This is a genomic window from Peptoniphilus lacydonensis (assembly GCF_900106515.1).
Classification (GTDB): Bacteria; Bacillota; Clostridia; order Tissierellales; family Peptoniphilaceae; genus Peptoniphilus_A; species Peptoniphilus_A lacydonensis.
On the sequence record NZ_FNWF01000003.1, the window covers coordinates 771,582 to 789,152 of the forward strand.

Sequence of the window (17,571 nt, forward strand, 5' to 3'; positions counted from 1 at the left end):
AGAGCCCAAAGGCCCTTTTTTAATTTTTGTCCTTAACTAAATATTTACCCAAAGCTATCATAATAGCACCGGCAATTACAAGAACAATTAAAGTTATGTCGCCAGTCTTAGGTAGTGGAGATTTTTTGCTGTTTTCAATAAAAAGAACTTCTTCGTCAGAATCATCATCAATCTCAAACTTTAATCCACCTTCAAGAAGATTGTAACCATCTGGTGCTTTAGTTTCCCAAATATAATAAGTTCCATAAGGAAGTTCTGTGGAATCAAAATTGCCATCTTCTCCAGAATTTAGAACTAAATCTTTTCCATCCCTTTGAATTCTCTTGTTCTTATTATTAACATCTTCAGTTATTACAAACTTTGCCCCCACAAGACCAGTTTCTCTAGTTTCATCAGTTTTGAAAAACTTGTAAGTTCCAGTCTTTCTTTTATTTTCAACAGTGACAACTTTTTTGTCATCCTTAAACATAGCAAAAATAGTCTTGTCATTTGTAATCTCATAACCCTTTGGTGCCTCAACTTCTTTCATAAAGTAAGCACCAGGCTCAATACTTTCAATTAAAATTTCACCACTGTCATCAGTTACAAATTCCTCAACAGAACCATTCTCATCAACTTTGCCATTTTTAGTCTTTACAAAATCGCCATTTGCATAGTGAAGAGTAAACTTTGCACCAGCAAGAGAACTTCCTTTTTCATCAACTTTTTTTAACAAAAGAGAATCGGGAGGATTGTCCTTCTTCTTTTTCTCTTCCTCTTCAGGCGGTTTATGAGGAGGTTTTTCTGGATTAGGTGGAGGAGTTTCTTTCTTTGCCCACTTCACATCTATAATATTCGTTTCTCCAGGAGAAAACACAAAGGGAAGAAGGAATCTATCTCTATCTTCTCCTCCAATCTCTCTCACATAATAAAGACCATGATCAAGATCCTCTAAAATAATATTATAATTATTTTCTTCCCTTGGATGAACTATCCATTTATAAGAAAAATTTTCAAGCTGTCTATCAAGCTCATCATTGGTAAAATTTTCCAAAATAGAATTTATCATAGATTTTTCCATGGAAGTGTCAATAAACTTTGGATTTATTTTCCAAATAGCAACAGTCCTTCCATCTAAATCACTTTTACTAAGATTCTCTTTAGTATTTATATCTATGGTTACAGATGATGCTCCCAACACTCTAAGAGGTAGGAAGATCATAATCGCCACCATGTATAAAATTATTAACTTATTAAATTTCTTCATTTCTACCTCTCTTTTAAAATATGTAACAGAAGGGGAAGTCCCCTTCAATATTAATAATTATTCAACAAACATTATAAAATAACCAAGTTCACATTGCCAATGCAATTGACAACAATAAACTAATACTTATTAACAAATTAAGCTTCTTCCTTGTTCTTTTTCATGGCAACAATAGCACCAGCCATTAATCCAATACCAACGATAGTAAATAGAATAGTACCTTTACCACCAGTTTGAGGGATAGTTAAATTCTTATTTTCTACTTGTTGGGCATCATTTTTATTTGATGATGGAACATAGTCAATTGCTTTTTCTCCACCTGTTGTGTAAGATTTATTATTAACTGTGAAAGGTACATCACTTGTAAGTTTTGCAAATCCTTCTGGTGCTTTAGTTTCTTCTAGGTAGTAAGTTCCTTCTACAAGTCCTGTAATTTCGAATCTACCTTGACCATCAGAAACAAGAGTTATAGCCTTGGCTTTATCGCCCCATTCATAAACATTTCCTGCTGCTTTTACTGCTTTGTTGTAATCTTCTTGAGCAGCTGTTACTTTTGCTCTTTCATCATCTGTTTGTTGTGCTTTTTCTAAATTATTATATGTTTCTACTGCTGTATCTAATGCTTTTTTTGCATCTTTAACTGCTTGTTGTTCTTTTGCTATTTGATCACCTGTTTTAGCAACTAAATACTTAGCGCCTTCACCAGTACCATTTTTAACAACGAATTCAGCTCCAGCTAATCTATTCTTTTCAGTTGTATCATCAGTTTTAACAAATTTCTTACCATAAGTTTCTACTTGTGGTGGAGTTGGAGTAATTGTATCAGGGTTAACTTTATTCTTTACTCCATTTGCTGAAGTGTATTCTGGATCATATCCATTAGCAAACTCTTCGATCTTATATTGTTTATTATTATCTAAACCTTTAAATGTTACGTTATAACCATTATTTGTTACTGTAACGCCTTCTGGTAAACTAGTTGATTCAATTTTACCTTTATTTAATGTTACAGAAGCTACTGGATTTTCTCCTTCAAATAAGATATAAGTTACAAGAACTCCTTCTGGAGCAGTTCCTTCTGCCCAAGTCTTTGTAACAGCTAATTCTCCATTAGTTGGGTTAATTGGCTCATTATCATTTTTATGTGTTGGTTCACCTGGAGTAAATGTAATGTTGTTTGATTCTGGTAAATCAACTACAGCATCATTTGTTAATGTAGCAGTGTATTTTAATGTAAATTCTACATCACCTTTAGCTAAAGCTTCATTAATAGCTTTAATTGTTTCTTCATCCTTAATTGTTAAATCAAAACCAAAATCTGATTCTTTATTTTGACTTTGACTAACTAATTCTTTTTTATTAGTTGACTTAAGATCAAGTACTATTGTTTCAGCATTTTCGTTGTCTTTATAAGTTACTTGAAGACTACCTTGGTCATATTTTAGACCTGTAGTCATAATATCTGACCATGATAATATTGTATATTTTTGTCCAGCTTTTAGTGAAGTTTTTACTTCATAAGGAACTTTTGAACCAACTCTTGCATCGATTGTTTTTTTCTTTTCTAGATATTTTTGATAATCTGGATGCATTTCATGATTTTTAGTTAGTTTCTTTGATTCTGTTCCTTCTACTGGCTCACCAAAGTATTTATCCATTTCTGGTTTCTTTTCAGTGTTCTTTGGATATACGTGAACATTTTTCATATACATAGTTCCAGCTTCATTATCTCCAACTTTAACTTGGTTAAGAAGTGGAAGAGTAATACCAAATGGAACTGCAAGTGAACTTGTTACTCTTGAAGGTCTTTCGGATTCAACTACCCAATAATTTCCATCTGGCAGATTTACAGTTACAGAACCATCAGATCCAGTTGCATTAGTTTCACCATTAGTAAGACCAGTAGCTGTTGCTAGAGTAGCTTTTCCACCGTCAACATAAGTTTTCATAGCTTCAACTGTTTTAGGAGAAGCTTCTTTAATAGTTTTGAAATCATCTTCTTTTTCAATCTTATAGATTGTAAATTTAACTCCTGAAAGGCCTTTAACATTTGTACCTAATTTTCCTAATTGTTCATTAGTTAAAGAACCTCCATTGTGATCAACAGGAACACCACCATTATAACTATCAGCAACTAATTTGTGGATAGTTAATGTAGTGTTATCTGGTTTTGCTTTTTGAACATCATTAGAACTTATAGTACCAACCATGTCTTCTTTTTTTACTGTGTTTGCAGTAGGTTTTTCACCTTCATCTTCACCAGCCGCTAGAGCTGTTAGTGGTGAGAAAACTCCCACCATCATCACTAATGCTAAAATTAGCGATAAAAGTTTTTTGTTTTTCATAATATAACTCCTTATAATTTTTCTATAATTATTTGCCAACGCAAATTATTACCTTTGTGTTTTTAAAAAAATTATAAATCCGAGAGCAGAAATGAAAACTGCTCTCAAACTTATCTTATTGAAGGGTTTATTTAAAATATTTATAAATAAACTCTTTTCATACTTATACCAAAATATTCACGGAGGGTGTTTCTGATTATCCTTTGTACTATTCATCACAAGGCACGCTCCTTTTTCTCTTGTAAACATAAGCAGCAGCGCTCATAATCACTAAACCTGTTATTGTAAAGATTAAAGTACCTCTACCACCTGTGTGAGGATATTCACCCTTCTTATTTTCAACTTGAATTGGTTCTTTACCCTCAAAGTCTACATAAGCTCCTTTAGCTTCACCAATAGCATTTATATCAAATGCATAAGTTAATTCGTCTATTATTTGTAAGTCAAAACGTATATCTGATTTTAATTCTATCGGATCAGCTGCCTTATCAGCAAGTTTTCCACTTATATCCACAACTATTGCATCTTCTGTTGTGATAGTTTGATTCCTATTATTTATCAAATCTTTTAGTCTAAATCTTCTAATATTATCGACTCTATTGTAGTTGAAACTTGTTTTATCAGTAAAGTCTTTGTCTGTAAGATCAGATATTTTCTTATTCTTATCTACCACAGCAACTTTTACAGTACTCTTAGAATCATTATCTGTCGGGTCTATGCTCCAATTATTATTTGTATAGATTCTAAACTGAGTATCATAGTCAAATGTCCAAGAGTCGTGATTTGGATTTATAATTATCCTTTGCTTGAAAGTCTTCTTATCTTTATCCACTTCAAGTATTTCACTTGTGAGTTTTCCCTTATTACTCTTAGTGTAACTTTCTTTTAATGGATCTTTTTCTAAAATCTTAATATTGCCATTTTCTAGCTTAAATTCTTTAATCATACCTGGGAATTTAGAATATCCATCTGGTGCTTTAGTTTCTTTTAGGGCATAGTAGCCGTCTTTAGAAATATTTAATTTGAACTTACCATTTTTATCAGATGTTACCTTCATTGTTTCTTCTTTACCAATATCATTTGTAACTTTATAAGGCTGATACTTTTTGTCGTCTGCATTTTCCTTGTAATAAAGTTCAAACTCTGCACCTTCTAGCTTATTAGTGGAATCATCAGCATCTATCTTAATAAATTCAATATCCTTGTAGTTTATTACGTCTATTGGGTTTGTCACAGGCTCACTTACTTTTTTAGAATTTCCATTTCCTCTTGTTATAATATTTCGCAGGTCTTCAGCTGTTTCAGAAAATGCTTTAGCAATATTAACACCAGAAGTTTCTTCTCTATTAGTTCTTTCTACTTCTCTAGTTATTACACCATTTTCCCCAACTGTAAATTCTTCGATATGACCTTCTATCTTGTTATATCCTGTTGGTGCCTCTTTTTCTATTAGGGCATATTTACCAGAAGGTAGTTTTTCATAAGTTATGAAACCATCTTTTCCAGAAGTTTTTTCTGTACCAGCTACATCAGACCAATTTTTATTAGTTTCATCATACTTAACAAGAGCAAATTTAGCTCCCTCAAGCACGTTACCTTCTTGGTCAATCTTTTTAAATCTTATTTTATTTTTAGGATTTATGGCTCTAATATCTAATTCTTTACTAGCCTCAACAGAGTGATCAAATGAATAAATTTCATCGAATCTAGATACATACGGGTATTTATTTGTCTGTGAATTGTCATTACTATCATTTGTGTAATACTTATGATAAAGTTCAGAAGTTCCCTTAAAATATTCAAATTCATTTGTATCTACTTTCCCAGTCACTTTGATAATCATTGACTTGTTAATAGGAAAAGTTCCTATACTATTTGTAATTTTTTCATTAGCGGATACATTTCCAAATCCTTGACTTCCTGCATAATATAAGTTGGAATTTCTTTCATCAACTCCAAAGGATTCTGGCATGCTATCTTTCAAATAATCATCACCGTTATTTCTCAATATATATGACGTGAACTTTAAATTTGAAACATCAATATTTGGTGAATAACTAAATGTCAATTCTTTTGTATCATCTTCTCTATTTCTATTTATATAGAAATAATGTTCAAACTCGCCAGTTTTTGTATTAAAGCTTACAATCTTTGATGCTAGATTAATGTTATTAGATCCGTCACTAGATTCTATCGTGTCAATTATATAATTAACATCAACATTCTTGTATTTACTTGTATCATTTTCAATACCCATTCCCACATTTTGATTTCCAGATTTTTTGACCCTATCTAGATTAACATAGGCTTCCAAAGTATTTGAGAATTCTTCCAAGCCATATTGGTTTGCATACTCTGTAAATTTGTAGGTAATAGTTCCGGCTTCTTTGTCATATTTTGCCTTGGCTACAGTCCCTACACCATCTGCAAATAAATCAAAGTTTGCACTATCTCCTCGTTTAATTCCTTCCAAGTCAATATTGTCACTTAGTTTTAATACAAAATAATCTCCAGGATTTATTTTAACATTGCTTTTAACTTTAAATTTATTTGTAAATTGTAAGTTTTCACCTTGATGAGGTTTTATAATGTTATTTTCAGTAGATGTATCATCTGTTTGTGGTCTAAGAACTGCCATATCAGATGAAATAAGCTCTATACTATTAGATAAATCTTTACCACCTGAACTTGTGTCATTTACATATGGGTCAAGACCTTCACCACCTACAGTTAAATACCACTTCTTGGCATTATTTTCATAGCCTGGTGCAGGCTTTGTTTCTTCTAATACATATTTGCCAATTGGAAGATTTTCAAATACTAATTTACCATTTTCATTAGGAGATTTACCAACTACACCAGTTTTTACTTCAACTTGACCTTGATTTTCCTTTCCTCCAGTTGCAGAAATTTTAGATAACTTGAACTCCGCTCCATTTAGTAAGTTCATATCATCATCTTTCTTAGTGATTGTAATCTTACCTTTGTCTGGTTTCTCGTTAATGATTTTACCCATGTTCTTCGCTGTGGCAGATGTTACATAGTCTACTAACTTACCATCCTCTGGAGTAATCAGATTTCCATTTTCATCTCTAGTTTCTGGCGCGTACTGGATAATACCATTTGCGTTTTGATTATATTCTAGAGTTATAACTCCTCTACCTGGTGTAATTTCGCCAGTTTCTTCTGATATGCCGCCCTTATCATAGGCTATTGTCATGTGGAGGATTGGCTCATCAATTGGAATGTATCCTTTTGGTGCTTTTACTTCCATTAGTCTATAACGTCCCGGTTTTAGTCCTCTAAAACCAAAGTAACCATTGAATGCAGATGCTACTGTTGTACCTGGCATATCTTCATAAATACCACCTGGACCTCTTACTTGGAGTTTAAATACTGCTCCTTCAAGTCTGTTGTTTGTTACTTCTTTACTGTTGTCTTTCCAATCTGAATCATCACGACCATGTTTAGAGAAAGTGATATTATAAGATTCTTCATCATTTGTTATTGTCAAACCATCCTTTGGTATCTCTTCTTTACTTTTTGAATTATAGAGAGTACTTATATCTATGCTAGTATCTGCATGATAAAATGGTTCTTCATTTACAGAAGGTGTAACTCTACCAGCTATATATTTATCACTACCATAATAAGCTTCTTTACTCAAAAAGTTTTGATATTTTTGATCATCTGGCTTAGAAGCAAACCACTTATCTGCTTCTTCTTTTCCATATTTTTCTTCTATTAAATCTCTAACAGCTTGCATACCTTTTTGATAAGATGCATCATAGCCATCATACCAGCCTTCTTTACCATCTTTATAGGTAAACTGTTCGAATTTTCTTGCTCCTTCATAGAAGTCAACGTGAAGTTCAATCTTTCCTATATCTTCCTCAGTAATATTGTCATCATAATAGCCTTCTACATCTATTATATAGACTCCCTTATCAAGATTTAATTGATCTTCATCAAAGCCCCAGTCAAATGGTCTCCACCTTGCAGTGTTTATCATAGCCATATTCCTTTTTGACAAGTCATAAGTTCTTAGAATCTTATCAAATTCAGCATTATTAATGTCACTATTGCCATCTGGGTTTGTTATCTCATAAGTTGTCCTATAAGCTGTCTTTACACCTTCTTTTATAGTCTTGGGATGTTCTCCTGGAGTATCTATTTCTTCTCTTTTAATCTTTGGTATGATTTGTACATTTAATAGTTCATTTCCTTTGTATCCTCTAGTATCTACATAAATTCTTTGAACGAAAGTCTTTGATTCTGGATCTATTGAGGTTAGTCTTGACTTGTATTTAATTGCATCATTATCAGCGGACTTCCCTGCATTAGCTTTTTCATCATCATTTATAAGGCTTGATGCTGTATCTTCTGGCCCTTGATATACAGCATACATACGACCGCCTTCGTCTTTTACTTCAATCTTCCAGTCAGCTGCGGCTTTTTTATATCCCATTGGAGCTTTATCTTCTTTAAGAAGATAGTAACCCTTTTCTAGCTTAATCTCTTGTCCAGATTGATTTTTAAAACTTATAACTCCTTCTTTATCAGATGTGCCGGTAAACGGTGCAAAACTATTATCTTCCACCTTATAGGTATCATCCGTCATCTTCTTTACAGTAAAAGTTGCTCCCTCAAGAGGATTTCCAAATCCATCTCTTTTAAAGATTTTTGGAGTAATACCTGCCTTTTTATTTGTGATTTCTACAATTTTTGGACTCTCTCCATCTGGATTTATTAGAATATCTTTTCCTTCTTCTGGAATAAATTCATCTATTGGATCGCTAGGAGCCAAATTTTCTTTTTCCTTAAAAGTCGCAGAGACTCTAACATTTGATTCTGGCATTGTAAATTTATTATTATCTACATTTACATTACCGCCTTTATCATCTGTCACTGTTAAGCTATCAAGCACGAAATTTTCATCGGGACTTACTGTTAAGTTTACAGTTTCATTTGCTTTTGCACTTTGTTTATCAGCTGTCACAGAACCATTTTGTGATTGGTTAATTGTGATTTTATAATTTGCTTCTGGTATCCTTTTAAATACAGGCATAAGTGTTACGTCATAGGCTGGCATAGTAAACTTATTTGAAGTCAACCTATGACTATTTCCCTCAGGGTCATTATAAGTTATTTTATCTAATTCATATCCGTCATTTGGATTTATAGTTAAGTTTACATCTTCTCCCTCAGTCACAGATGTACTTGGATTCGCTATTACAGAACCACCTTCTACAGTTTGAACCCAAACACTATAAGTTGTAGCTTTTTTCTCTTTAAAGCTTGCAGAAACTGTAACATTATTATTTGGCATAGTAAATGTATAATTATTATTATTTACATTTCTAGTTACATCTTTTCCATTTACTATTAACTTATCAAGTTCAAAGCCTTGGTCTGGTTTTACTGTAATAGTTACAGAATCACCTTGCTTTAAGTCTTTATTTGGATTAGCAGTAACACTTCCATTTTCCTGTGAACTTGCACTTACAGAGTAAGATTCTCTATTAATAGCATCTGCACTTGTGTAGGATTGTGCTCCCCAATATTTTTGCCATTGATCTGGTCTACCGATTCTATGATAGTAATAATCCATACCTAATCCTAGGTCTGTCTTATCAATATAAGTTGAAGTAACCTCAATTGCAAATAAATTATTTTTTGAAAATCCCCTGTTACCAGTTCCATTAAATCTTATCTTTAGTTGCCCTGGATTTTGACCATCTTCTACTACATGACCCTGTAATGCTAAATCCTTACCTGGTGATAATATATTATCCACAGTTGATCCATTTCCTACTGTAAATACTCTTACACTTACATCTCCTTTATTCAGTGAACCTGAAGGTTGCCTATGAATATTAAGGTTAAAATCATTGTTTGCATTATCTCTTCCATCTATTAGGAATATTTGCTTAAACTGCTTTGTATCCTTATTTATTTCTGTAATTTTAGTATGAACTCTTGTAGGATTATTAGGATTTGCTCTAGAATCAGGTTTTTCTGATCTTGATGTATCAATTTTTTCCCAACCACTTCCTGCTCTTTGAGGTGTTGGTATTTCTTCATCTTCTATATTTAATTCGTCATTTGAGTTTTCTGAACTTGCATTAGATGCTATTTCTGTATTTGCCATCTTAGATGTTATAGTTTTATCATCTGTGTATGCAGAAAATCCTGCTCTTTGAATATTTGTTATTATATCGGTATCTCCTGCAAGGACTGTACCCTCATAGACTGAGTTCATATTTTTATTGACACTTTCAATTTTTAATTCTGTGTCAGTTTTAAATGGTATAGGTGTTTCTCCTCTATCTAATTCTTCTTCCTTTATATTATATGAGAAAGCTAGCATCATAGGGTTAGATTTGAGTGCATAACTATTTTCTACACCATTACCAGTTCTAGCAGATCTATCTTCTCCAACATATAATGTAGCATTCCTATCACTTGTGGATTCTTCTAGTGGTGCTAATTTTACTCCATCTAGTGACTCATAAGATTCTGCTCCCCAATATGTTCTCCCTTGGTTTTTAAGATCTGAACCAATTCCAAAACCACCAGAATTTGGTATTGTTGATTCTACTTCTATTGCAAAGGTCTTGCTTTGAGCTAAAGTAGTTTCTAAAACTAATCTATCTTTTCCATTTTTATTTGTAGTTTTTAGATTATATGAAACATCTGCCCCTGGGTTTACTATTTTATCTGGTTCAGAAGCTTTATTAACTTCTTTGACAGACAAAATTTTTGTGTTCTCTTCGTTTAAGCTTATATTTTCTGGATAAGAATGAATTTCCACTACTGGATTACCCATATATACAGGGTGTTTATTAAATACAAAAACCTGTTTGAATTTATTATTTTTCTTGTCAACTTCTGTTATATAAGTTTTGACAATCTTACCAGAATTGGCTGGATTGTTATCGTAAGACCCAAATGCTCTAGTTCTACTTGAATTTTGTTCATTAATGTCAGTAACTTTTTGCCATGTTGATTTTGGCACTTCTGGAACTTCCGCACTTGGATTATTATCTCTTATATAAACCTTGCCATCTTTAGTTATTGCTACTCTCCAATCAGTCTTGGAAGGTTCGTAACCTTGAGCTGGACCTGTTTCTGTAAGTTTATAAATTCCTGGAACTAAATCTTTGAAATTAACCATACCATCAGTTCCAGACCTTTGGTATCTCTCTTCGCCTAAGTTATTATCATCAACTTTTGGTCCTTGCAATTTAAAAGTTGCCCCTGTTACTGCATCATGACTATCATTATCTATCTTTTTGAAAGAAAATCCATGTTCTTCTCGACTATTAGTTACATCTAAAAAGTCTTCTGATACATAAGCACCTTTAATACTTCCAGCTTCACTACCTGTTACTACGGGTTCTCCTTCTACTATATAAGTAACAGACTCGTAGTAATCGGACTTCCATGCTATTGAACCATCCTTATAATAGAGGTCCATGCCTGTACCTACTCCTCCATTTACAGATTTATAAGGGACTTTGACATCGACTATTATAGGCTTAGTGTAAGTTTGATTTTTGAAATCAAGTTGTAATCTACCTTCACCTGAAACAACAACTTTGCTTTTCCCAACTTTTCTATCTAATTCTTCTAGCTTATAGTTTTCTAGCCTTATATCTTCTACATTGCCAGTAACTTTCTTATCTAGACTAAAGATTTTAATGTCTTCGTTGCCATAATACCAAGTCATATTATCATAGTGAGGTTTTTCTCTATGAAAAATTGCCCTATTTATAGTTACAGAATTTCCTTCTGGATTTATTACATATCTTTGAATGACGTAATTTTTTTCTTTATTTATAGCTACAATTCTCGTACCCATTTTGTATGGTTCTGGATAATTATCTACATATCCAGTGCTTCTATTGTCATTTAAATTCCATCCATAGAGTGGTCTTTTAGAAACATTGACCCATTTAGTTCCACTTTCTCCAAGTAAGGACTCATTAACTTTAGCATCTGTTTCATTCTTAGGCCCTTCGATGTATTTATAAACTTTAGCCTTGTTAGAACCATCTACTTCTACCACCCATTTACTATTAAGTTTCTTGTAACCCAACGGTGGATTTGTTTCTTCTAGGATATAAGTTCCTTTATTTAATTCTTTATTAAAGTTTACTACACCATTTTCATTCGAAGTGCCTTTTGCAAAAGCATCCTTGTCGCCCTTTTTAGTGAGTTTAAACTCTGCTCCTTTAAGTGGTGTATCATTATTATCTTTTTTATATACTACAAACTTTGTGGCTTTTGGCTTATTAGTTACTTCTAGAGTGATATCTTTTCCTGTCAAACTTTCGCCTGTTGAGTCTAATCCTATTTCTGTAATTGTTACATAACCATCATTACCTACATTTACTCTCCACACTTTGTCAGATTTAATATAGCCATCTGGTGCCATTTCTTCCTTCAGAGTATAGATACCTGGCTTTAGATTATCGAAACTTACAATTCCATCTTCTCCGGAGCTTCTATAAATAACGTGTTTATCTGAATCTGTTAAGGAGAAACTTGCTCCAGCTAGAGTTTTACTTCTATTTGCATCATCAAGCTTCTTGATGTTAAAGTTACCTGGAGTGTATTTTTTGTTTACTAGTCCAACTATTTGACTGTAGAACTTAGGAATTTCTCCGCCAGTTTGATCCCCGCTTGCCTTGTTATAGTTGGCCCTTGTTACGAATGCAGAATTAAATGAACCATTGGACATATTAAATGCTCTCCAACTATTGTTGAACTTATCCATATCATCGATTTTAAATGTTTGTTCAATTATATAGCCGTAATCATGAGATCTATCAACACTTGGCATTTGTATATTTAAAGGCCCTTTATCTCTCATTTCACCAAATGTATCTAGCTTGTCTGGATTGTAATTAAGTGTGATGCTACCTTGTCTATCATTTGTTATAGAACGATTAGGGTCTATGCTTTTGCTATATATAAGATGATATGTGTTTAAGTCCTGCTCTGGTCTTATACCATAAGACAATGGCATATTAGTGTTAACCTTCTTATACATATCATTAGCCCCTGCTATTGGTAACTCTATAATTTTTGGAGATGTTCTATACACTTTCACATCTCGCAATGTGAATGCAGGTGTGATACCCTTGCCCATCCAATTAACATAGTTGCCAGATTGGTACTTTGTAGACTTCCAGTTGAAATTGAGGACATCATTATTCCCTTTATTTGCGTATACTGGATTATAATATGCCAATGCTGTTACATACCATTGACCATCTTCAGCCTTGTAAACATCTCTAAAATAATATGATTGTGATGTTTTCCTTCCTGCAGGGTCATAGTCATATTGCTCATAGTCCGCTTTTATATTTCTTGTTATTGTTTGATTTCCTAAACCAGTTTGTCCTGGTGCTACTGTTATTGTAAAAGGGAATTCCCCATCATTTTGTGCATAGAATTTATTTGGTATTATACCAGTTAGTTCAATCTTTGCTGTAGCAACTCCTCCTTTAGATTTCTCGTTAAACACATAAGTTAGTTTGTTTGTAGCATAGTTAAAATATGGGTCTGCTACTTCTCTTCCACCAATATTTATTTTAGGAAACTCTCCAAAATATTGTGTGAAGTCCAAATTAGGGTCAAACTGAATTGAAAATCTCTTTCCTGGCGCAGAATCACTTAAATCTATACTTGCATTGTACTTCAAAGACTCTAATCTATAGGCCTCCCATACACCTGGCTTTATACCAATATCTCCTGCTTGGCTTTCGTTAATTATTAAGTCTTGAGTTACTCCTGTAACATTTGCATTAACTTGTGAGTCGCTTTCTTCTGTATCTTCTAACCAGTAGTCTTCACCATTTATAGGAGAACCCAATCCAGATTTAAATCTTGGCTTGTAGGTTACTTGATTTGAACCATCCACTGTTACATCAAATACAACATTTGATTTGACGTAGCCTTCTGGGGCTTCAGTTTCTTCTATTGTGTATTTTCCTTCTTGTAGGTTTCCAAAAGATGCCTTACCATTTTCATCTGAAGATACTGTTGCGATTACATCTTTGTTAGAATTTTTTATAACAAAAGTTGCTCCTTGTACAGGAGTTTTATCTTTTGTCATCTTTGTTACTTCTACTGGGCGAGTTTCGAAAGCATCATTTGTTATTGTGATTGTCGTTTGTTTATTATCTGTTGGAGAAGAGGGAACTACATTTTGATTTTGAAGTCTTGCTTCATTGCCTGTATTTTGTTCTGTCAACCAATCATAAGTTAGACTTGTTCCATTTCCTGTAACTTTTACTAAAAATCCCCAATCTCTTGTAAATCTTGATGCAGGTATCTTTACTTCATATCCAAGATTATTTGTAAAAGAATCTCTTACATTTCCATTGCCTCTAATAGGTGCTTCATGGGCTGCATTTAATACACTTACTCCTAGCTCAGGAATCACTTCTTCAGCTGTCTGCTGTGCCATGTTAGACTTAAGCTTACTTCTTTGATATGTTGGATCTACGTCATAGACTTCAACATTGGATATAGAACCATCATTCATTCTAAGACTTAATCTTGTGTCTTTATTAGTAGAGCCTCCCTTTCTCGCTTCGTCAGCTTTTAAATATATATAAGTTACTACTCTACCTTCCTCGTCGATGGCTGCATACTGCATTGCATTCATGTATTCTGGGTAGCCTCCATGTGCAACAGTCTTTGTGGGATTGTCACCTACAGAAATACTTGCATTACCTCCCACGACACTTACTCTACCATCATTACTTACAGTAATTGTCGGATTTTCTTTGTTCACCTTATATCCATAAGGTGCTTTTGTTTCATATAGGGTGTAAGTTCCTGGTTCAACATTTGAAAATAAAGCTGCGCCTTCTTCATCTGTTGTCACTTGTGAGCCGCCTAATAGCTTAAATGTTGCTCCAGCAAGTTTTTTATTAGGGTCTTTGCTATCTGTTTTAATAATAGTGAAGTTCCCTCGATTAGGTATATTTTCCTTAGTTGCTCTATTGTGGATATAGTAACCTTCAATATTTCTATCATAGTAATTGACGTTTTCGTAATAATTTACTGTGTCACTTTCAATTGTATTTGTCTTTGGAAGGTCTTGTTTAATCTCTGGAATAAATCTAGTTGCATTTCCTCTTTCATCAATATCCCAAACTTTTGCAGATGGAACTAAGATTGATCTTGTAGAATCGTCATTAGTTGATGCTGGAACGTTAACTTCCCCAAGTTTATCATTTGTCTTTGGATCAATTGCCTTTATGGTTTGCTCTGGCATCTTTAGACCTTCTTCAAGATTCCAATTTTGGTCAATCAATAAATCTTCGTATTTTGATATTTCAACTCCACTTAATGACAATGGATTTTTATCTTCTTCTTGATTAATATTAGCATCGTATTCATATACTGCAATTGTACCAATATCTTGGATAGTCTGAGGATTGGTTTCCTTTTGAGGAATAGAATCCACCACTTCAATGGCCCCATCTTGAACCATTCTACCTGTATCTTTATCTATTTTATAAACTGCAACTTGACCAGTATTAAATTTTTGATTTCCCAATAATTCTCTATCTTCTAGTGGAAGTTTTGCATCTTTATCTCCAGTGGATACTCCATCTGTAACTGTCCATTTTGCACTATTATTACTAGAAAATTCACCCATTATTGTAGTTCTATTATTCATCCCCACACGTGTTGGAGTAGCTTCTTTTACTTTTTCAATGGGATAACCCTCATCGATAATTATTCTCTTTGCGCCAACTTTACCTTTTTCTGTAAGAATAATAGATAGATCCATCATATATGAACCTTGTTTATTTATCACTGGTGTATATAACTCATAAGTAATTTCATGCATAGGTGATGCCAGACTATGGTGTTTGGAATCATTTATACCTAAACTATCCTTTATATTATTATCTAATAAATTAACTGATCCACTTCTACTTGTAATATCTCCAAGACCTGAGCCCTTTACAGTTGTAAAGTTAGCCTTATACCCTAGGCCTTTTAGATCTTTATCTGAAATCACTCTTATAGTCCAATTATATCCTTTAAGTTCTCCGTCTTGTATTACTGGATTTGCATAAGCATCTGTATTTACTTTGTAGCCTTCTTTACCTCTCTCAATAATTTCACCAACATCTTTTCTACCTGGTTCGATAATAGAGCCTGCAGGATTACCATTTCTGTCAACTTTTTGTGGCAATAAATCCTTTGGTGCTTTAACTCCAAGGCCTGATACTTTATTTACAACGGTAAAAGTTCCATCTTTATCAAGTTTAATGTTTTCTTTGTTGTAGTCCACATCAATATTAATTGGGACTTGAATATCATCTGGAATAGTTCCTTCTATATTATAGATAATAGTATTAGTTCCCTTATCATAAGTTGGCCTTGCTATTACTCTTCCATTATATTTTATTGACTTTAGGCTAGATGGATCATTTACTGTAAGCTTATCATCTAGGTGAATCTTAAAATATTGATAGTTTTGGATTGGTCCACTTATATTCGATGTTTTAAAAACCGTTCTAATAGTAAACTTTTTATTTTCTAGACCTTCTTCTTCTCCCTTAAGTACATTTGGTCTTAAATTCTTTTCCCCATCTTTATCTATTAACTTCTTGATTGCATCTTCATTGTCTTCCATTAGTTTCTTTTGGTCTTCTCTTGATAAGTCGTATTTTTCTCCTAATTTTGTTAAAAGACTTTGGATTTTTTCTATATCATTTTCTTCATCTGCAAGAGCCTCTTTTAATTCCTTGTCTGCTCTTTGAAGATTTGTTAATCCTAAACCTTCTTTTATTTTATCTAGTAGACCTTCTTTTTCTTCATCTTTATCTTCGGAATTTTTGTTTTCTTCTGATATAGCATCTTTATTTAATTTATCTTTAGAATTTTCCTTATCTAGAACTTGACTTGATTTTTCTTCTTTTTTGTCGTTATTATCTTGGACATCAATATTAATTACTAAATCTCTAAGTCCATTTGTTGATAGAATTAATTTTTGAGGAACTGATCCTGCTCCAAAAAGACCACTTGATTCTTCTTTTGCACGAATATTTTTATCGTTTATAACTTCTCTATAATTTAATTCTTTCTTGTTTCCCTTTTGGTCTGTAACTTCTATCAATAGACCGTCGTAATTTATTTTTTCGCCACTTTTATATTTTGTCTTTCCCTTGCTCTTAATTCTCCAAGACACATATCCATTTTTACTTATGTCTTCCTTTGGAGCTTCTTCTTTGAGATTTTGTTTTCTATTTTCTTCCTTGAAGTTCTGTTTTTCCTCTTTGGGAATTTGTTTTTCTTCTTTTGGATTTTCTTTTCTTTGAGTTCCTTTTGATGTATCTTCCCTCTTAGGTTCAGCTTTAGGTTTTTCTATTTGCTCATTTTCTTTTGGGTCTTTCGACTCTATTACAAACTCATTTTTACTACTCCCTCTATCACCTGGACTGTCGTCAAATATTTTGTCTTCTCGTTGCACCTGTCCAGTATCTTCATTTAAAAGACTTTGGGCGCTTACAATCGTAGGCTCCAAAACTTCTAAAATCATTAACATTGCAAGTAAAAAACTTATAACCCTTTTTGATGCGTTCTCCATAACTTCTCTCCTATCTATCACAAGTCTTTGTCTATATTAGGAAATAATAATTCACTAATATTGGTATATGTATAATATTACAACTGAGCAAAAATATCAATACTATTTTCGTGGATTATCAAAAAAAATGGCTATAATTCCAGTAAATTCTTTGCTTTTTCCTTTAATTGATAACCAAAAACAAATTTTTATTTTTAAATTAATTACTTAAAGATAATTAAATGAGGAATTTTGAGTTTTTTTTTTTTTTTTTTTTTTTTTTTAATACGTTTTCTCTTTTTCTATTAGTCAAATTTTTAATATTCTTAGTCTTATATTCTAAGTATTTATTTTTTACTTAACTTTTTAAACCT

General features: G+C 32.8%; 3 protein-coding genes. All 3 read right to left on the bottom strand.

Annotated features, from left to right (window positions below; genetic code table 11):
- Positions 1 to 19 precede the first annotated feature (19 nt).
- The 3 genes from BQ5450_RS05470 to BQ5450_RS05480 all read right to left on the bottom strand — a co-directional run bounded on the left by BQ5450_RS05470 (position 20) and on the right by BQ5450_RS05480 (position 17,218).
- Positions 20 to 1,246 carry an LPXTG cell wall anchor domain-containing protein gene (locus BQ5450_RS05470; protein WP_234346999.1) on the bottom strand — a complete coding sequence of 409 codons (1,227 nt, stop codon included), beginning with the start codon at positions 1,244 to 1,246 and terminating at the stop codon, positions 20 to 22.
- A gap of 137 nt (positions 1,247 to 1,383) precedes the next feature.
- Positions 1,384 to 3,591: a pilin N-terminal domain-containing protein gene (locus tag BQ5450_RS05475; RefSeq protein ID WP_071126216.1), complete on the bottom strand. Its 2,208-nt coding sequence runs from the start codon at positions 3,589 to 3,591 to the stop codon at positions 1,384 to 1,386.
- Positions 3,592 to 3,799: 208 nt separating this feature from the next.
- A complete protein-coding gene (locus tag BQ5450_RS05480; protein WP_071126217.1) occupies positions 3,800 to 17,218 on the bottom strand; it encodes a SpaA isopeptide-forming pilin-related protein in 13,419 nt (4,472 codons plus the stop codon).
- Positions 17,219 to 17,571: the final 353 nt, after the last annotated feature.